This is a genomic window from Paracidovorax sp. (assembly GCF_057642795.1).
This window is the reverse complement of the sequence record NZ_JBXYZY010000029.1, coordinates 289,485-307,030: the sequence shown is the minus strand read 5'-3', so window position 1 is coordinate 307,030 and position 17,546 is coordinate 289,485. Positions and strand designations below refer to the sequence as shown.

At 68.4% G+C, this 17,546-nt stretch carries 13 protein-coding genes; 3 read left to right on the top strand and 10 right to left on the bottom strand.

Annotated elements, in window-relative coordinates; genetic code table 11:
- Nucleotides 1-27: 27 nt before the first annotated feature.
- On the top strand, nt 28-1,305 hold the full coding sequence (locus AC3A84_RS12550; RefSeq protein ID WP_487969982.1) for an MFS transporter: 1,278 nt from the start codon (nt 28-30) through the stop codon (nt 1,303-1,305).
- On the opposite strand, the gene arsC is transcribed toward AC3A84_RS12550, so the two are convergent.
- From arsC to AC3A84_RS12525, 5 genes are all read right to left on the bottom strand, one after another.
- The gene (gene arsC / locus AC3A84_RS12545) at nt 1,302-1,739 is read right to left on the bottom strand and encodes an arsenate reductase (glutaredoxin) (protein WP_487969981.1); all 438 of its coding nucleotides are present in this window, start codon (nt 1,737-1,739) and stop codon (nt 1,302-1,304) included. The genes AC3A84_RS12550 and arsC overlap by 4 nt on opposite strands.
- A 35-nt stretch (nt 1,740-1,774) precedes the next feature.
- Entirely contained in the window at nt 1,775-3,061 is a 1,287-nt protein-coding gene (locus AC3A84_RS12540; protein WP_487969979.1) for an arsenic transporter, read from the bottom strand.
- Nucleotides 3,062-3,067: 6 nt separating this feature from the next.
- Nucleotides 3,068-3,433: an ArsR/SmtB family transcription factor gene (locus AC3A84_RS12535; RefSeq protein WP_487969978.1), complete on the bottom strand. Its 366-nt coding sequence runs from the start codon at nt 3,431-3,433 to the stop codon at nt 3,068-3,070.
- A gap of 74 nt (nt 3,434-3,507) precedes the next feature.
- The gene (locus tag AC3A84_RS12530) at nt 3,508-4,761 is read right to left on the bottom strand and encodes a nucleoside recognition domain-containing protein (protein WP_487969977.1); all 1,254 of its coding nucleotides are present in this window, start codon (nt 4,759-4,761) and stop codon (nt 3,508-3,510) included.
- A 44-nt stretch (nt 4,762-4,805) separates the two neighbouring features.
- The gene (locus AC3A84_RS12525) at nt 4,806-5,789 is read right to left on the bottom strand and encodes a recombination-associated protein RdgC (protein WP_487969975.1); all 984 of its coding nucleotides are present in this window, start codon (nt 5,787-5,789) and stop codon (nt 4,806-4,808) included.
- Between the two features lie 416 nt (nt 5,790-6,205).
- Between AC3A84_RS12525 and AC3A84_RS12520 the strand changes: the two genes are divergently transcribed.
- Together AC3A84_RS12520 and AC3A84_RS12515 are read left to right on the top strand one after the other, a co-directional pair.
- Entirely contained in the window at nt 6,206-6,823 is a 618-nt protein-coding gene (locus tag AC3A84_RS12520) for a Spy/CpxP family protein refolding chaperone (protein ID WP_487969974.1), read from the top strand.
- Nucleotides 6,824-7,057: 234 nt separating this feature from the next.
- Entirely contained in the window at nt 7,058-7,657 is a 600-nt protein-coding gene (locus AC3A84_RS12515; RefSeq protein ID WP_487969973.1) for an acyloxyacyl hydrolase, read from the top strand.
- A gap of 18 nt (nt 7,658-7,675) precedes the next feature.
- Here AC3A84_RS12515 and AC3A84_RS12510 read toward each other — a convergent pair whose 3' ends face one another.
- From AC3A84_RS12510 to leuA, 5 genes are all read right to left on the bottom strand, one after another.
- Nucleotides 7,676-7,798, bottom strand: a complete 123-nt coding sequence (locus AC3A84_RS12510) for a hypothetical protein (RefSeq protein ID WP_487969972.1) — start codon at nt 7,796-7,798, stop codon at nt 7,676-7,678.
- Nucleotides 7,799-8,727: 929 nt separating this feature from the next.
- Nucleotides 8,728-13,557 carry an EAL domain-containing protein gene (locus tag AC3A84_RS12505; RefSeq protein ID WP_487969971.1) on the bottom strand — a complete coding sequence of 1,610 codons (4,830 nt, stop codon included), beginning with the start codon at nt 13,555-13,557 and terminating at the stop codon, nt 8,728-8,730.
- Between the two features lie 280 nt (nt 13,558-13,837).
- Nucleotides 13,838-14,947, bottom strand: coding sequence for a 3-deoxy-7-phosphoheptulonate synthase (locus AC3A84_RS12500; RefSeq protein WP_487969969.1), 1,110 nt, complete (start codon nt 14,945-14,947; stop codon nt 13,838-13,840).
- 46 nt (nt 14,948-14,993) lie between these two features.
- A complete protein-coding gene (locus AC3A84_RS12495; RefSeq protein WP_487969968.1) occupies nt 14,994-15,503 on the bottom strand; it encodes a C40 family peptidase in 510 nt (169 codons plus the stop codon).
- A gap of 167 nt (nt 15,504-15,670) precedes the next feature.
- Nucleotides 15,671-17,359 (bottom strand): 2-isopropylmalate synthase, encoded by a 1,689-nt coding sequence (gene leuA / locus AC3A84_RS12490; RefSeq protein ID WP_487969967.1) that lies wholly within the window; start codon nt 17,357-17,359, stop codon nt 15,671-15,673.
- Nucleotides 17,360-17,546: the final 187 nt, after the last annotated feature.

Here is a 17,546-nt window from a genome sequence, read left to right as displayed (position 1 = left end):
GCGAGGCCTCTGCCTAAGATCGCCGCCATGACCTCGATCAACCCCACCACCGCCGCAGCGAGCGCCACGCTGCGCGAAGACGCGCGCACCATCGGCCTGATCGGCCTGGCGCACGGCTCCTCTCACTTCTTCCACCTGCTGCTGCCGCCGCTCTTTCCCTTCCTCATCAAGGAATTCGGCTTCAGCTATTCCGAACTGGGTCTGCTGGTGTCGGTGTTCTTCGTCATCTCCGGCGTGGGCCAGGCGCTCTCGGGCTTCATCGTGGACCGGGTGGGCGCGCGGCCGGTGATGTTCTTCGCACTCTCGTGCTTCACGGCGGCCGGGGTGGTGGCCAGCCTCGCCACCGGCTACTTCGGCCTAATGGCCGCCGCAGCGCTCGCGGGCCTGGGCAACGCGCCCTTCCATCCGGTGGACTTCACCATCCTCAACAAGCGCGTGTCGGCCCAGCGGCTGGGGCACGGCTTCTCGGTGCACGGCATCTCGGGCAACCTGGGCTGGGCGACGGCGCCCATCTTCATGGCCGGCATCACCGCCGCCACCGGCTCCTGGCGCACCGCCTGCCTGTGCGGCGGCGTGCTCGCGGCCCTGGTGCTCACGGTGATGGTCATTCACCGCGACGCGCTGGACGACCGGCGCGGCACCGCCGGTGCGCAGGCCGGCGCCAAGCCCGCGCCCGGCGCCACGGCCGAGCACCCGATGGCCTTCCTCAAGCTGCCCTCGGTGTGGCTGTGCTTCTCGTTCTTCTTCTGGACCACCTGCTCGCTCAGCGTCATCCAGAGCTTCGCCAGCCCCACGCTGCAGAAGATGTACGGCCTGCCGCTGTCGGTCACCTCCCTGGTCGTCACCGGCTACATGCTGTGCGGCGCCGCCGGCATGGTGGTGGGCGGCTTCCTGGCCGGCCGCGTGGCGCGGCTGGAACGCACCATCACCGTCTGCATGCTGACCACCGCCGCCATGCTGGTGGTGGCCGGCACCGGCTGGCTGCCGGGCATGGGCACGATGGTGCTGGTGGCGCTGGCCGGCGTGGGCACGGGCCTGGCGGGCCCCTCGCGCGACATGCTCATCAAGCGCGCCGCGCCCCCCGGCGCCACCGGCCGCGTCTACGGCACCGTGTATTCGGGGCTGGATCTGGGCTTTTGCACCGCTGCCCCGGTGTTCGGCGCCATGCTCGATGCAGGCATGACTTCGGGCATCTTCTACGGCTCGGCCGCCGCCCTGGTGCTGGGCGTGGCGTCCGCTGGCGTGGTGGGCGTGGGCGTGGCGGCCCGGGCAGCGCAGCAGCGGGCCGCGGCAGCGGCGGTTTAAGCCCCCGGCGCCACGCGCCGGCCCTGGGCATCGACCACCGGCTCGCCGTCTTCCTTGGTGAAGGCGCCGCGCTGCGGCTGGGGCAGGATGCCCAGCACCAATTCAGACGGCCGGCACAGCCGCGTGCCCAGCGGCGTGACGACGATGGGGCGGTTGATGAGGATGGGGTGCTCCAGCATGAAGCCGATCAGCGCGTCGTCGCCCCACTTCGGATCGTCCAGGCCCAGCTCGTCGTAGGGCGTTCCCTTGCGGCGCATCACTTCGCGCACCGGCAGGCCCATGGCGGCGATCAGCGCCTGCAGCGTGGCGCGGTCGGGCGGCGTCTTCAGGTATTCGACGACGATGGGCTCCTCGCCCGAATTGCGGATCAGCGCCAGCGTGTTGCGTGAGGTGCCGCAGGCCGGGTTGTGATAGATCGTGATGGAAGCGGTCATGGTGCGAAGCAGGGAAAGATCGGGGAGAAACGGGTTCACGCGAAGCTCAGACGCAGCGCCAGCGCAGCCAGCGTCACGGCCAGCACCGGCAGCGTCAGCACCGCGCCCACGCGCAGGTAGTAGCCCCAGGTGATGGTCGTGCCCTTGCGGGCGAGCACATGCAGCCACAGCAGGGTCGCCAGGCTGCCGATGGGCGTGATTTTCGGGCCCAGGTCGCAGCCAATGGCGTTGGCATAGACCATGGCCTCCTTCACCACCCCGGTGGCGGAGGACTGGTCGATGGAGAGCGCCCCCACCAGCACCGTGGGCATGTTGTTCATCACCGACGAGAGCAACGCCGCGAGAAAGCCGGTGCCGAAGGCCGCGCCCCAGACGCCGCCGCGCGCGAAGCCGTCGAGCACCCCGGCCAGGTACGAAGTGAGCCCCGCGTTGCGCAGGCCATAGACCACCAGGTACATGCCCAGAGAAAAGACCACGATCTGCCAGGGCGCGCCGCGCAGCACCTGGCCCACGCCGATGGCATGGCCGCGCCAGGCCACGGCCAGCAGCAGCGCAGCGCAGGCCGTGGCCACCGCACTGATCGGCACGCCCAGCGGCTCCAGCGCGAAGCAGCCCAGCAGCAGCAGGGCCAGCACCACCCAGCCGGCGCGGAAGGTGGCCACGTCGCGCACCGCCTCGGCCGGGGCCTTCAGCTGGCGCAGGTCATAGGTTGCCGGCAGGTCGCGGCGATAGAAGAGGTAGAGCACGGCCAGGCTGGCTGCGACGGAGGCCAGGTTCACCGGCACCATCACCGCCGCATACTCGCTGAAGCTCAGGTGGAAGAAGTCGGCCGTGACGATGTTGACCAGGTTGGACACCACCAGCGGCAGGCTGGCCATGTCCGCGATGAAGCCCGCCGCCATCACGAAGGCCAGCGTCGCAGCGGGCGAGAAACCCAGGGCCAGCAGCATGGACATGACGATGGGCGTGAGGATCAGCGCCGCACCGTCGTTGGCGAAGAGCGCCGACACCGCAGCGCCCAGCAGCACCGTCAGGCCGAAGAGCCACGCGCCACGGCCGCGGCCCCAGCGGGCCACATGCAGCGCGGCCCATTCGAAAAAGCCCGCCTCGTCCAGCAACAGACTGATGACGATCAGTGCGACGAAGGTCGCTGTGGCATTCCAGACGATGCCCCAGACCACCGGCACGTCGGCCAGGTGGACCACGCCCAGCGCCAGCGCAGCCAGCGCGCCGGCCGAGGCGCTCCAGCCGATGCCCAGGCCCCGGGGCTGCCAGATGACCAGAACCAGCGTGGCGACGAAGATGCAGATGGCGGCGATCATGGGGAATCAGTCTTTGCAAGAAGAAGAAGAGGAAGGGGAAGGGGAAGGCGCGCAGGCGGCAGCGCCCGGCAGGCTGGCGCTGCACGGCGCGCCGGCGCAGCAGTTGTCGGTGAGAAAACCGAGCAGGCTGCCCATGCGGTCGAAGCTGGCGCGGTAGATGAGGTGGCGGCTGGCGCGCTCCTGAGAGACCAGGCCCGCCTGGGCCAGCTCCTTCAGGTGGAACGACAGCGTGGCATTGGCCAGCCCCAGGGCTTCGCCGATGACACCAGGCGTCAGCCCGTCCGGCCCGGCCACGACCAGGGCCCGGAAGATGCGCAGGCGCATGGGGTGGGAGAGGGCGCCGAGCGTGGCGGCGGCTTCGGTTTCATCCATGCGGCGATGCTACGACATTTCCAGTAATTTGGAAATGATGTGGATAACTACCAATGCATAGCCCTGCCACGCCTTCAGCGCAGCAGGGCGTAGCCCACGCCGATGGCCGCCACCAGCCCCACCGCGTCGGCGAACAGTGCGCAGGCCAGCGCGTGGCGGGTGTGCTTCACGCCCACGCTGCCGAAATACACCGCCAGCACGTAGAACGTGGTTTCGGTGGAGCCCTGCACGATGGCCGCGAGCCGCCCGGCGAAGGAATCCACGCCGTGGGCCTGCATCACGTCGATCATCAGACCGCGCGCGCCCGCGCCCGAAAGCACCTTCATCAGCCCCACGGGCAGGGCAGGCAGAAAGTCGGTGTTCCAGCCCAGCGCCGACACGCCCGCGCCGATGCCCGAGAGCACAAAGTCCATGCAGCCCGCCGCGCGGAACACGCCGACCGCGATCAGGATGGCGATGAGGTAGGGCACGATCTGCACCGCCACGCCGAAACCTTCCTTGGCGCCGTCGATGAACGCTTCGTAGGCGTTCACCCGCCGCCACGCGGCGGCCAGCACGAAGAGCATCACCACGCCCAGGATCACGCCGGCGCCCGTGGCGCCGGCCACGCGCGCGGCCTGGTCGGCCGGCAGGCGCGAGAGCGCCGCGACCGCCGCCGCCAGCACACCGCCCACGGCCAGCACCGGCAGCAGCAGGCGCGGGCGCCAGAGCGGCAGCCGCTGGGCGACGGCCACCGCCAGCACGCCGGCCAAGAGCGAGATGAAGGTCACGATCAGCGTGGGCAGGAAGATGTCGGCCGCGTTGAAGCCCGGGCCCAGACCCTGCTGCAGCGCCACGCTCTGGCGGATGGCGATGACCGAGGTCGGAATCAGCGTGAGCCCGGCCGTGTTCATCACCACGAACATGATCTGCGCGTCGCTGGCGGTGCCCGGCCCACGCGGGTTGATGGACTGCAGCTCGCGCATGGCGGCCAGGCCCAGCGGGGTGGCGGCGTTGTCCAGCCCCAGCAGGTTGGCCGAGACATTCATGGTCATCGCGCCCTGCGCGGGGTGGCCGTCGGGCACCCCCGGAAAGAGCCGCCGCAGGAGCGGCCCGGCCGCCCGCGCCAGCAGCGCGATGACGCCGGCGCGCTCGCCCACGCGCATCAGCCCCAGCCACAGCGCCATCACGCCGGCCAGGCCCAAGGAGATCTCGAAGCCCGAGCGCGCGCCATCGAAGAGCGCCGCCATCAACGCCTGGAAGATGCCCGCGTCGCCCAGCGCCCAGCGCACGGCGGCCGTGGCGAAGGCCACCGTGAAGAAGCCGATCCAAAGCCAGTTGAGCACCATGGGGCGCGAAGCGGCCGGGCGTCGTGGTTATTGCGGCAAGCCGGTCAGAACGGCGCGTCGTCGTCGCCCGCAGCCGCCGCAGCGGGAGCCGAAGCGGCCGCGGCCGACGCAGCGGGCGCGCCATCGCCCAGGCCGGTGCGGCCTTCGCCGCCCAGCGCCTCGATCAGGTCGGGGATCAGCTTGGACAGCTCGCCCGTGGCGATGGCCACGTCGGTGTCGAAGCCGCCGTCGTCCTTGCCCGAGCCCTGGCCCTCGAACACCGTGTCGAGAAAGGAGACTTTCTTGAGCTGCAGCCCCTCGGTCAGCAGGAAGGAGACGCGGTCGTCCCAGGTCATCGCCAGCTTGGTGGGCAGCTTGCCCGCCGCGATGTGCGCCTGCACTTCCTCGATGTCGAGCGGGTGGCGCGCATAGCGCACCACGGCCTTGGTCTCGTCGGCGCTTTTCAGCTCGCACTCGCGATCGACGCTGAAGCCGGCGGGCGGCTCCTGCTCCTTGAGCCAGTGCGCCATGGCGGCCTGCGGGCTGGTCTGCGTGTCGAGCAGCGAGAGCGACAGGCCCGGCAGCGCCTCGACCAGCAGGCTGGTCACCTCGTCGGCGCGGCCCTGGGAAGAGGTGTCGAGCACCAGCGTCAGCGCCTGCGGGTCGATCCACACCCAGGTCGAGCCCTGCTTGGTGAAAGCCATGGGCAGCAGGTCGAGCTTGGCCTCTTCCTTCAGCTCCTTCGATTCCTTCTTGCCGGGCTTGCGGCCGGTCTCCTGCTCGATGCGGGCGGCCTTGTCCTTGACCTTGCGCGCCAGCACCGAGCCGGGCAGCACCTTGGTCTCGGCCATGAAGCGCAGCACCCAGTGCCCGCCCACCGATTCGGCCATGGGGCCGTGGGCCTCGCCGCGCGGCGGCACCCAGCCGATGGACTTTTCCTGCGTGGCGCCGCATTCGGCGAAGGGCAGCTTGGCCAGCGCCTCTTCCATCTGCGTCAGGTCCGCCTGCCAGCCCGGGGCGATGCGGTAAACGATCATGCTCTTGAACACGGAAATCCAACCCTTCGTAATCCGTGGCGCGGCGCGCCACATTCCAGCCGTCTTGCTTGTCATGGCGCAGCGCAGCCCTGGCTGGGGCCGGCGCGCCGGGCCGCCATTGTCGGCGCTCGCAGGCCGCCGGCCGGCGGCGCAACGCACGGTTACCGTGCCGGCAGCGGGCCCGATGGCGCATCGCGCTCTGGTTTCCATAGCTGGATGCGCTCATTCCACAAGGGCTGCGGGCCACCCAAGGCGAAATTCACTACCTGTGCAACGGCCCGTTGCCACAACTTTACATAGCCACATCAAGCGCGCACGCCGGCGATACATGGGGCACAGACACTGACTCCAAGGCGCTGCGAAAGAGACCAACCGGTCACCCGCAGCGCTGATGACGACGATCCGACTTCCCCGAAAGGAACATTTCCATGGCAAACGCTCTCCAGCAACGTCTCGCTTCCACCACCCTGGCCACGGCCCTGCTCGTGGCGCTGGCTGCACCGGCCTTCGCGCAGACCGCTGCAGCACCTGCCGCCCCGGCCAGCCAGCCAGCGGCCGACGGCGCCAAGGCCCCGCGCCAAGGCGAACGCCGTGCCCATTCGCCCGAGGAACGCCAGCAGCGCATGGAACGCCATGCCTCCGAACTGAAGCAGAAGCTGCAGATCACCCCGGCGCAGGAATCGGCCTGGACGGCCTTCACCACCGCCATGCAGCCGCCCGCCGATGCGCAAGCCCGCCATGAAGCGATGCGCGATCTGGACAAGCTGACCACGCCCGAGCGCATCGACCGCCTGCGCGCCATGCGCACCCAGCACGCCGCCGAGGCCGACCGCCGCGACGAAGCCGTGAAGACCTTCTACGCCGCGCTCACCCCGGCCCAGCAGAAGGTGTTCGATGCCGAATCGGCCCGCATGCACCAACGCATGGCCGGCCCGGACGGCGCCGGCCCGCGCGGCCCCAAGGGCGGCGCCGAGCATCACCGCCACGGCGGCCCCGCTGCCAAGCCGGGCTCCGCAGCGCCCGGAGCACCTGCCGCACCCCAGTAACGGCACCGCCGACTGACAGCGCACCGGCCTGACCCGGTCCGTCCCGGCCCGCCCGCCCTGCCGCATCCCCGGCACGGCCGGCGGGCCGTTCCTTTTTGACTTGAAGTTTTCGAAGGTGGGATGCCGCCGCAGCCAATCCCGCGACGGGCGAAGGGCTGACGGCACTGGCCTACAGCAGACGCTGGGGGAGGGCTCATACAGTGTGAAACACAATTCACACCGGTCTTTACATCCATGACCCTTCCATCTCGCACCTCCGAATTCGGATCTCTTCTTTCTCGCGCCGTTGCGCTGCTGGCCCTGGCCTCTCCCCTGCTGCCCGCCGCCCATGCCCAGGGCATGGCCACCGATGCCACGCAAAGCCCCTCACTCTATGTCCAAGGCAACTGGGCCGAGAAAGGAACCGACGCCGCCACGCTCGGCCTGACCCTGCCCTGGAACAGCTGGCGCACCGAACTCTGGGGCAGCGAAGTGCGCGGCCACTGGGACGTTTACGTCAGCCGCTGGTCCTTCGACGCTGCGGCCGGCCAGCCCAGCCACACGGTGCTGCTGGGCGTGACGCCCACGCTGCGGCTGCGCCCCGACCAGGGCCGCTCGCCCTGGTTCCTCGAAGGCGGCATCGGCGCCACGGTGGCCAGCGACCGCTACATCACGGTGCACAAGGAATTCAGCACGCGTTTCAACTTCGCCTCGCACGTGGGCTTCGGCGTGAACTTCGGCGAGCAGCGCCGGCACGAACTCTCGCTGCGCGTGCAGCATCTCTCCAACGCCGGCATCAAGAGCCCCAACCCGGGCGAAAACTTCGTGCAGCTGCGCTACGGCTACCACTTCTGACACGCTCCGGAGCGGGCCTCACGGCCCGGCTTTCGCGCCAAAGGCCCCTTCCGGGGCCTTTTTTTCGTCCGTCTTTTTCCCGGTGCCGATCAAAAAGTGGACGGCCTGTGGATAAACCTGGGCATGAATGAAGAACAACATCTTGGTTATCCACAGAAACCTGCGATGGGCCGAAGTTGTTCCCTTTTCACGTCGTCCTTCACCCGGGTGCCAGCCACAGGGTTGGAGAAGAGCCAACATCCTGTCGCGATTGAAGAAAAGGCGCTTGTCCACAAAAACCGGCGCGCTCTACTACTACGACTATGTATTTATAAAGACCTTAGAAGAATAACCAGACAACAAGGCCGCGCCGGTTTCGGGCGCCAAGGGCCCCTGCGAGGCAGGAAAAGAGGGGGCTTCCGGCGAAAGGGGTCGCCTCGCTATCTTTTGGAAGCGAAATACAGCCGTTCTGCGTGGGCTGATGGGCAAAAGGACGTGCAAAACCGCCCTGGGGCCGCCTGCGTGGCGCCTCGGACACGCCCGTGCCGCGCGCGACGCGGCGCTCTATGGCCGAAACTGCAATAGCTCAGCACCAGAGCTTCACCAGAATCCAGCCAAACCCGTCTCGGAACGCTGTGAGATGGCTCCGATTCGGGTGCTGAAGGCTCTTCAGAGGCCTCCCAATGAACAAGTCTGGGGACATTTCCGGCACAACTGGCCACTTATCCACAGAAACGGCGCGTGGCGCCGGCTTGTCCCCGTTGGCAGTACGCCGGCAAGAGGGTTCGGCACACAGGCTTGTGCGCCGCCCAAGTTCCTTGCCCGGCACGGGAAAACTGAGTTATCCACAGAAGGGGCCGGGCCTTACTACTACCACTATCCCCTTATAAAAAATATAAAGAAGAAGACAGGACAACAGGAAGCCCGGGAGAGGAAAATGGGTGGAAGACGTGCTCCGCGATCCCGAAGAAAAGTCGTTCCGCCAGAGCGTTGTGCGCGTGCGGAGACCTGCAAGAAGGGCCTTTACAGCCTTTCTAATGGGTTCTACGGGGTGGGGGTATGGGGGGGTGGCGCCCCCATCTCTGAATAGCTCAGCGGGCCTGATGCGGGCGCAGCAGGCGGTCCAGCGCGTCCATCGACAGCGGTCGGCTGAACAGATAACCCTGGTAGTAGCGGCAGCCGGCCTGTGCGAGGCGCTCGCGCTGGTCGGCCGTTTCCACACCTTCTGCGATCACCTGCAGGCCCAGGCTGCGGGAGAGGGCGATGATCGTGTCCACGATGGCCGCGTCGTTCGGGTCGGTCAGCAAGTCGGCCACGAAGCTCTGGTCGATCTTGAGCTGGTCCAGCGGCATGCGCTTGAGATAGCTCAGTGAGGAGTAGCCGGTGCCGAAGTCGTCCAGCGAGAAACGCACGCCGTAGGAGCGCAGTGCCGTCATGGTGGCGATGGTGGTTTCCATGTCTTCCACCAGCAGGGTCTCGGTCAGTTCCAGCTTCAACTGCGTCGAGGGTGCTCCGGTGATGGCCAGCACGCGCGCCACGTCATCGACGAAGCTCGCGTGGCGGAACTGCCGGGAGCTGACGTTCACCGCCATGGTCAGGTGCGCGAGATCCGGTTCGTCGCGCCAACTGGCCAGCAACTTGCACGCCGTGTGCAGCACCCAGCGGCCCAGCGGCAGGATCAGCCCGGTTTCTTCGGCCAGCGGGATGAATTCGCCCGGCGACACCATGCCGCGCTGGGGCTGTGACCAGCGCAGCAGAGCCTCCAGGCCCACGATGTGGCCGTGGTGGTCCACCTGCGGCTGGTAGTGCAGCATGAATTCGTCCTGCGACAGGGCGGCTCGCAGGTCCGCTTCCAGCAGGGCGCGGGCGCTGACCACGGCCTGCATGCCGGGGTCGAAGAAGCGCAGCGTATTGCGCCCGGCCGTCTTGGCCTGGTACATGGCGAGGTCGGCCTGCTTGAGCAACTCGCCCACGCTGGTGGGCATGTCGTCGAAGGGAGCGATGCCGATGCTGGGCGTGCTGCGGTACTGATAGCCGGCGAGCGCGTAGGGCGCCGAGAGCACGGTCAGCACCTTCTCGCCCACGCCGCGGGCGTGCCGGGCGAGCGCCTCGGTGTCGTTGCTCAGCTCTTCGATCATCACCACGAACTCGTCGCCGCCCAGGCGCGCCACCGTGTCCACGCTGCGCACGCAGGTGTTGAGCCGCTTGGCGACCTGCTGCAGCAGCAGATCGCCCTTGTCGTGGCCCAGCGTGTCGTTGAGCGTCTTGAAATTGTCCAGGTCGATGAAGAGCAGTGCGCCGCCCTGGCGCTGGCGCTGGGCCTTGGTCAGGGCCTGGCCGATGCGGTCCATCAGCAGCATGCGGTTGGGCAGGCCCGTGAGCGGGTCGTAGAAGGCCAGCCGCTGGATCTCGCGCTCGGTGGCCTTGCGCTGTCGGATGTCGGTGTTCAGCGCCAGCACCGATTCGGGCGTTCCGTCGTCTGCGCGCACCAGCGTCCAGCGGCCTTCCACCTCCAGCGGCGTGCCGTGGCGGTCGTACTGCAGGATCTCGCCGGTCCATTCCCCGTTGTCCAGAGTGGCCTGTGTGGCGTTCTCGAATTCCTGCGTGTCGCGGTAGAGCAGCTCGGCGATGCTGCGGCCCATCGCTTCCTGGCGCGTCCAGCCGTACATGTGCTCGGCGCCCTGGTTCCAGAAGGTGATGCGGTGGCCCAGGTCGCGCACGATGATCGCGTCGCGCGCCTTGTCCAGCAGCGATGCCTGCTGGCGGATGCGGCTGTCGGCGCTCTGGCGCTGCATCTCGGCCGATGCGCGCGCAGCGAAGATCTGCATCGTGTGCAGCATGAAGTCGGGGCGCGTCAGCGGCTCTCTAAAAGCGACGAAGATATGGCCCACCGGCTGGCCTTCGCTGTCGGTCAGCTGATGGCCGACGTAGCCTTCCATGCCCAGCTCGGCGCACTGCATGCAGTGTTTGTAGCGCTGCGAGACCTGCTCGTGAACCAGGGCATGGGGATGCGCCAGCAGCAGCTCGCCGGGGGTGTCCGTCACTTCGTAGTCCATGGGGGGCTGCAGCGCGCCGTCCACCATGCACGCGATGGTGCTCGCGCGCGGGGGCTGTCCCTCCGGGGTCGGCTGCAGGCGCGCGACCCCGGCCATCGGCGCGCCCAGCACGTCCGACATGTTGGTCACCAGCTGCTGGAAGAACTCGGCGCCGATCCCGGCTGACACTGCCAAGGCCACCTTGAGAATCATCGCCTGCAGGTGTTGCTGCTCGGTGCGTGCGCGCAGGCTCTTGATGCCGAATGCGACGTCGTTGGCCAGCGATTCAAGCAGTTGCGCCTCCTCCGCGCTCAGGTCCATCAGTTCGGAGGCGTAGAGGTAGAGCAGCCCGAAGGTGCGCTGGGTGTCACACAGGGGCAGGCAGATCGCAGCGCGCAGGCCCAGCGCTTCCATGCGGTCCAGCAGATGCGAGAAACCCTGCGCTTTGCGCACGTCTCGCACGATCTCGGTCTTGCCGCTGCGCACGCATTGGCCCGCCGGACCCTGGCCGCCGGGCTGGTCGGCCGACCAGCTCAGCTGCAGCTCCTCGACGAAATGTTCGTTGTGTCCGGCATGGGCCACGATGTCGATAGATTTGGCCGCATCGTCGCGCGCCATGCCGACCCAGCCCAGCTGGTAGCCCCCGATCTCCACCGCCACGCGGCAGACGGCACGCAGCAGCTCGGCTTCGGACGTGGCGCGGACCAGGATTTCGTTGCATTCGCCCAGCAGCCGCTGGGCCCGGCCCACGCGGGCGAGTTCGTGCTCGGTGCGCACGCGCTCCGTCACGTCGTTGCCCAGCACCTGGCATGCCGCCACGCCGTTGAAGCGCGTGCTGCCCGTATACAGCTCCATGTCGATGACCGTGCCGTCGCGGCGCACGTGGCGCTGTCGCTGCGGCTCGGGCCGTGCGCTGTGCGACATGTCGTGCAACGCAGCAGCGAGCCGCTCGCGTTCCTCGGGCAGGAACAGGTCCGGCAATGCCATGCGCATCAGCTCGGTCTCGGAGTAGCCGTGCAACTGCACCATGGCCCGGTTCACGGCCAGGATGCGCAGACTGTCGCGCTCGTAGACCCACATCGGCTGCGGGTGGTCGGCGAAGAGCGATCGGTACTGCGCCTCGGATGCGCGCAGGCGCGCCTCGATGTCGCGCAGCTGAAGCGTCGCCCCCAGCGAATCGGCCAGCGTCTGCAGGTGCACGGCCTGGCGCGCCGTGAAGGAGCTGCCCGAACGCAGCAGCGCACGCAATCGGCCCGAAACGGCTTTGCCGACGTTCAGGGGCACGGTCAGGAAGTGCGAGTCATCCGCGGCATCGCTCTGCGTCGGCGCGGTCTGGCCGACCAGCGGGCCCAGGCCGGGCAGGCTCGCCCGGGCCCGCGCTCGCACGCGCAACTGCTCGCCGTCTGCCAGCTCGATCAGAGCCGCATCGGCCTGGGTCAGCACCAGGGCGGCATCCACCGCCAGCTGCAACAGCTGGGCCACCGGCAGGTCCGCCGAAGTCATGCGTTGCTGCACACGCACCATCTCGGCCTGTGCACGTGCGTCCTGCTCTGCCTCCAGCCGTGCCTGCTTCTGGACGCTGACGTCGGCCATTCCACCCACCATGCGCACGGCGCGCCCCCGGGCGTCGCGGATCACGAAGCCCCTGTCGCTCACCCAGGCATAGCTGCCGTCGAAACGGCGGAATCGATATTCGGCGCTCCACGAATTGCCCTGGCCTGTCAGCACGGCGCGCACGCTATCCATCACTCGGCCGCAGTCTTCGGGGTGCAGGCGCTGCGTCCACGACGTGCTGTCGGGCGGCAAGAGGTGGCGCGGCACGCCGAACAGCTTTTCCATGCCCTCGTTCCACCAGACCGCGTCGCTTTGCAGGTCCCAGTCCCAGACCGCATCGGTTGTGGCGTGCGTGACCAGCCTGAAGCGCTCGTCGCTGGCAGCGCGCGCGGACAGTGCCGCATGGCTGTCGCTCACGTCGAGGAAGGTGCCATGCACGCGGATGATGCGGCCCAGCTCGTTGCGCACGGCATGAGCCACCATCCGCACCCGGTAGCGCCGCCCATCAGGCATGCAGACCGGGACCTGCATGTCCATGGGCATGCCCTGGCTGGCGCAGCGTTCAAAGGCGGCTTCGACCTTTTCGCGCGCACCGGGCGGGTAGAGCAGGAAGCTCTCATCGACCTGCAGGGACTGTTGCTCCAGCTGATAGGCGGCCGCCAGTTCCGGCGACCAGGTGAGCACGCGGCTGGGCAGTTCCACCTGCCAGTTGCCTGCGCGCGCCAGCAGGCTCAGGTCGCGCAGCACGCCGCCTTGCACCTGCAGCTGCGCCGCGAGTCCGTCGCGCTCCAGCGCCAGCCGGGCTGCCGTATTGCGGGTGCGGCGCAGCTCCAGCTGCGCCATCACCTGCTGGGCGACGATCTGCAACGCCTCGCGCTGCGGCGGCTGCAGATCCCGCACCAGGGTGTCCATGGCGATGATGGCGCCCAGCACCGTCCTGCCGTCGGCCGCGACCAGCGGAACGCAGGCCACGGCACGCACCCGGTAGGGCGCCTGGACGAGGGCGTGAGAGCGCAGGAGCGGATGCGCGCTGGCGTCCGTCACCACCACGACGGGTGGTTCGGGAGAGGCTGCGATCTCATGCGCCAGCGCGAAGAAGGGAGAAGTGCCGTCGAGCGTACGGCGCGGCAGACCGGACGCCGCCTTGCACCATTCGCCCCGTGAACCGGGGGCGCCTTCCATACCCACAAAGCCGATTGCGGCCATCGGCATGCCGCACAGCCGCGCCGCCAGCCGCGCAAGCTGGTCGAAGTCGGGCTCTTCAGTGGCGTCAGGAAGCCCGTGATCCAGCGGCAGCTCGGGCCGCGCATCGCGCGCGGAGACGGGCGGCACGCTCACGATCAACGCCCCGGCACACTGGCATCAGCCAGAAAGAACGCACGTTCCCCACCTGCGCACGCACCCTGGCGATGCTGGCTGCGGCCCCGCTGCGAACCCACGCAAGCGCAATCTGAAGCGTGTGCAAAGAGAGAGGTGAGCATGGGGACGTGTAAGGAAAGGTGTCTAAATGAAGGCATTCTCATGCTACACCGGCTGCCTGCGTCCATGTTGTCCGCTATCGTCTCAATAGCATGCTGTCTATGTAGGACAAAGGCTCGCGAGGAATGATCTCCTACGCCTGGGCGAGCTCCCGTCGTGCGCGCACGGCTGCGGCGAGTTGCTCCAGCACCGGCACGGTCTGCTCCATGCTGATGCATGCGTCAGTCACGGACACGCCGTGCGCCAGCGGCTGGCCGGGCACGATGTCCTGGCGGCCTTCCTGCAGATGGCTTTCGATCATCAGGCCGGTGATGCGGGTATCGCCGCCAGCGATCTGCGCGGCCACGTTGGCGGCCACCTCGATCTGGCGAAGGTGCTGCTTGCTGCTGTTGGCGTGCGACACGTCGATCATCACCTGCTCGCGCAGGCCGGCCGAGCGCAGCAGGTCGCACGCGGCCTGCACATCGCCTGCGCCGTAGTTGGGGTATTTGCCGCCGCGCAGGATCACATGGCAGTCGTTGTTGCCACGCGTCTCGAAGATCGCGGCCTGGCCCATCTTGGTCATGCCCATGAAGGCATGCGGTGCCTGCGCAGCGAGGATGGCGTCGCTCGCCACCTTCACGCCGCCGTCGGTGCCGTTCTTGAAGCCCACCGGGCACGACAGGCCGCTGGCCAGCTGGCGGTGGCTCTGGCTTTCGGTGGTGCGCGCGCCGATGGCGCCCCAGCTCACCAGGTCGCTGATGAACTGCGGCGAGAGCAGGTCGAGGAACTCGGTGCCCACGGGCAGGCCCAGAGAAAGCACGTCCAGAAGCAGGGCGCGGGCCATCTCCAGTCCTTCGTTGATGGCGAAGCTGCCGTCCATGCGCGGGTCGTTGATGTAGCCCTTCCAGCCCACGGTGGTGCGGGGCTTCTCGAAATAGACGCGCATCACGACGAGCAGCTCGCTCCTGAGCGCATCGGCCTGCACCTTGAGCGCTTTCGCATAGTCCATGGCCTGCGCGTGGTCGTGGATGGAGCAGGGGCCGACCACCACCACCAGGCGATCGTCTTCGCCATGCAGCACGCGGGAGATGGCGGCGCGGCTGGACTCGACCAGTGCCTGCGCGGCATCGGGCGCGGGCAGCCATTCCTGCAGCAGCGCGGGCGTGAGCAGCGGGCGCACCGCGCCGATGCGCGTGTCGTCGATGCGGGTGGTGTCGTGGGTGGAAAGCGGCTTGGCGGGGCGGTGGGCGTGGGTCGTCATAACCCGCGATTGTCGCGCGCCCCGCCGGGCCAGGGCCTGCCGTGCGTCAAGGCCGGCGAAACGCCGTGGGCTGGCGGGCCCAGTAGCCGGAGCTCAGGCGGTCCAGCCTTACCGTGCCGCCGGTGGAGGGCGCGTGCACGAAGCGGCCCGCGCCCACGTAGATGCCGGCATGTGTGGGCCGGCCGGAGCCGAACACCACCAGATCGCCCGTTCGCAGCTCGTCGTTATCCACAGGCTCGCCGAATTCACTGAGCTGCGCCACCGTGCGCGGCGGCGCCACGCCGGCGCGGCTCATGTAGACGTAGCCGATCAGGCCGCTGCAGTCGAAGCCGCCGTCGGGCGTGTTGCCGCCGTAGCGGTAGGGCGTTCCCACCAGGCCCAGGGCGTGGATGGCGATGTCGCTGGACTGCTCCGGCGTCAGGCGCGAATAGACGACGCGGCGCGGCGCACGTCGCGGCGGCGCGGAACTGCATCCGGCCAGCAGCAGGGGAATGGGCGCCGCCGCCAGCAGGGCGGCGCGCAGGAGGACCACACGGCGGGAGGCGGCGTCATGCATGGACCGTGAGGGTAACGGATGCAGGAGTCGGCCCGCTCGTCGGCAAGGGCTGCCGCACGGAGCGCAGGGTCATCGCCGGATGGGCGGTGTCTGCGGTCCGGCCGCGCCAGCGGCTCGTGGCCGCGGGGCGAGCAGGCAGGTGCCGGGGTTGTACGTACGTGCGTGGTTCAGGCGGTGGCGGGGGCCGCCGCGTCTGCTTTGTTGCGGGCGATGAGCCGGTTGGCCGCGCTCACCACCGCCTGCACCGAGGCGGTGACGATGTTGTGGTGCAGGCCCACGCCGAAGGTCGCGCCAGGCTGTCCGTCCAGTCCGGCTTCGACCAGGGCCAGCGCCTGGGCGTTGGCGCCTGCGCCGGTGGCGCGCTCTTCGTAGCCATGCACGCGCAGCGGCAGGCCGAGCGCATCGACGGCCGCATCGATGGGGCCGTTGCCCTGGCCCTGCAGGGTCTGGCGCGTGCCGTCGATGGTCACGTCGATCTCGATGCTCTGGCCGTCTTCGGTGAGCCGGTGCGCGTGGTAGTGCACGGCGCCGTCAACGTCCTGGGGCGTGCGCAGGTAGGTGGTCTGGAAGAGTTCCCAGAGCGCCGCGCCGGTCATTTCGCCGTCGCTCGTGTCGGTGTGGCGCTGCACCACGGCGCTGAATTCGACCTGCATGCGGCGCGGCATCACCACGCCGCGCTCGCGCTCCATCAGGAAGGCGATGCCGCCCTTGCCCGACTGGCTGTTCACGCGGATCACGCTGTCGTAGGTGCGGCCCAGGTCGGCGGGGTCGATGGGCAGGTAGGGGATCTCCCAGAGCCCGTCCGCCTCGTGCGCGGCGAAGCCCTTCTTGATCGCGTCCTGGTGCGAGCCCGAGAACGAGGTGAACACCAGGTCGCCCACATACGGGTGGCGCGGGTGGATGGGCAGCGCCGTGCACTCCTCGGCCACACGGGCAATGGCGTTGATGTCGGAGAAGTCCAGGCCGGGGTGGACCCCCTGGGTGTACAGGTTGAGCGCCACCGTCACCACGTCGAGGTTGCCGCAGCGCTCGCCGTTGCCGAAGAGGCAGCCTTCCACGCGTTGTGCGCCGGCCAGCATTGCCAGCTCGGCCGCCGCCACGCCCGTGCCGCGGTCGTTGTGCGGGTGCACGGAGAGCACGACGTGCTCGCGCGGGCTCAGGTGCCGGTGCATCCACTCGATCTGGTCGGCAAACACGTTGGGCGTGGCGTTTTCCACCGTGGTGGGCAGGTTGATGATGATCTCGCGCCCCGGACCCGTGCCCCAGGCGGCGATCGCCGTCTGGCAGGCCTGCAGCGAAACGTCGAGCTCCGTCGCGCTGAAGCACTCGGGCGAATACTGCAGCGTCCAGCGCGTTTCGGGGCGGGCGTCGGTCAGGCGCTTCAAGTGCGAGACGTGCTCGGTGATGAAAGCCATCACCTGGGTCACGTTCATGCCGAACACCACGCGGCGCCAGACCGGAGCGGTGGCGTTGTAGAGGTGGACGATGGCACGCGGCGCGTCCTTGACCGCCTCCACCGTGCGCTCGATCAGGTCGCTGCGCGACTGCGTCATGACCATGATGGTCACGTCGTCTGGGATCAGGTCTTCATCGATCAGGCGGCGCACGAAGTCGAAGTCGGTCTGCGATGCGGCCGGAAAGCCCACCTCGATCTCCTTGAAGCCGATGCGCACCAGTTCCAGGAAGAGCTTCATCTTGCGCTCGCCGTTCATGGGCTCGAAGAGCGCCTGGTTGCCGTCGCGCAGGTCGGTGGATAACCAGATCGGCGCGCGCGTGAGGGTCTTGGACGGCCAGGTGCGGTCGTTCAAGGCGATGGGGGCGAATGCCTGGTACTTGGTGGAAGGCTGGGCGATCATGAGGGGCTCCGCGAATCGTTAAGGCCGGCGGCGACTTGTGGCTGCGCCGGCGGGTTCCGAAAAATCACTAGGGACTGAAACGATGCGACGACTCCCTGCAGCCCTCCACGGGTGTGGAGGCTGGTTCGCGGGCCGGGGTCAGGGGAGAAGTCGGTGTTGCGCTGGAATCAGGCAACGAAAGAGGCGA

Coding starts and splice junctions, on each gene's coding strand:
- AC3A84_RS12540 (WP_487969979.1), bottom strand. CDS start 3,061: ATGATCGCCGCCATCTGCATCTTCGTCGCCACGCTGGTTCTGGTCATC.
- AC3A84_RS12510 (WP_487969972.1), bottom strand. CDS start 7,798: ATGTTGTTCTTCATTCATGCCCAGGTTTATCCACAGGCCGTCCACTTT.
- AC3A84_RS12520 (WP_487969974.1), top strand. CDS start 6,206: ATGGCAAACGCTCTCCAGCAACGTCTCGCTTCCACCACCCTGGCCACG.
- leuA (WP_487969967.1), bottom strand. CDS start 17,359: ATGATCGCCCAGCCTTCCACCAAGTACCAGGCATTCGCCCCCATCGCC.
- AC3A84_RS12495 (WP_487969968.1), bottom strand. CDS start 15,503: ATGCATGACGCCGCCTCCCGCCGTGTGGTCCTCCTGCGCGCCGCCCTG.
- arsC (WP_487969981.1), bottom strand. CDS start 1,739: ATGACCGCTTCCATCACGATCTATCACAACCCGGCCTGCGGCACCTCA.
- AC3A84_RS12535 (WP_487969978.1), bottom strand. CDS start 3,433: ATGGATGAAACCGAAGCCGCCGCCACGCTCGGCGCCCTCTCCCACCCC.
- AC3A84_RS12500 (WP_487969969.1), bottom strand. CDS start 14,947: ATGACGACCCACGCCCACCGCCCCGCCAAGCCGCTTTCCACCCACGAC.
- AC3A84_RS12515 (WP_487969973.1), top strand. CDS start 7,058: ATGACCCTTCCATCTCGCACCTCCGAATTCGGATCTCTTCTTTCTCGC.
- AC3A84_RS12530 (WP_487969977.1), bottom strand. CDS start 4,761: ATGGTGCTCAACTGGCTTTGGATCGGCTTCTTCACGGTGGCCTTCGCC.
- AC3A84_RS12550 (WP_487969982.1), top strand. CDS start 28: ATGACCTCGATCAACCCCACCACCGCCGCAGCGAGCGCCACGCTGCGC.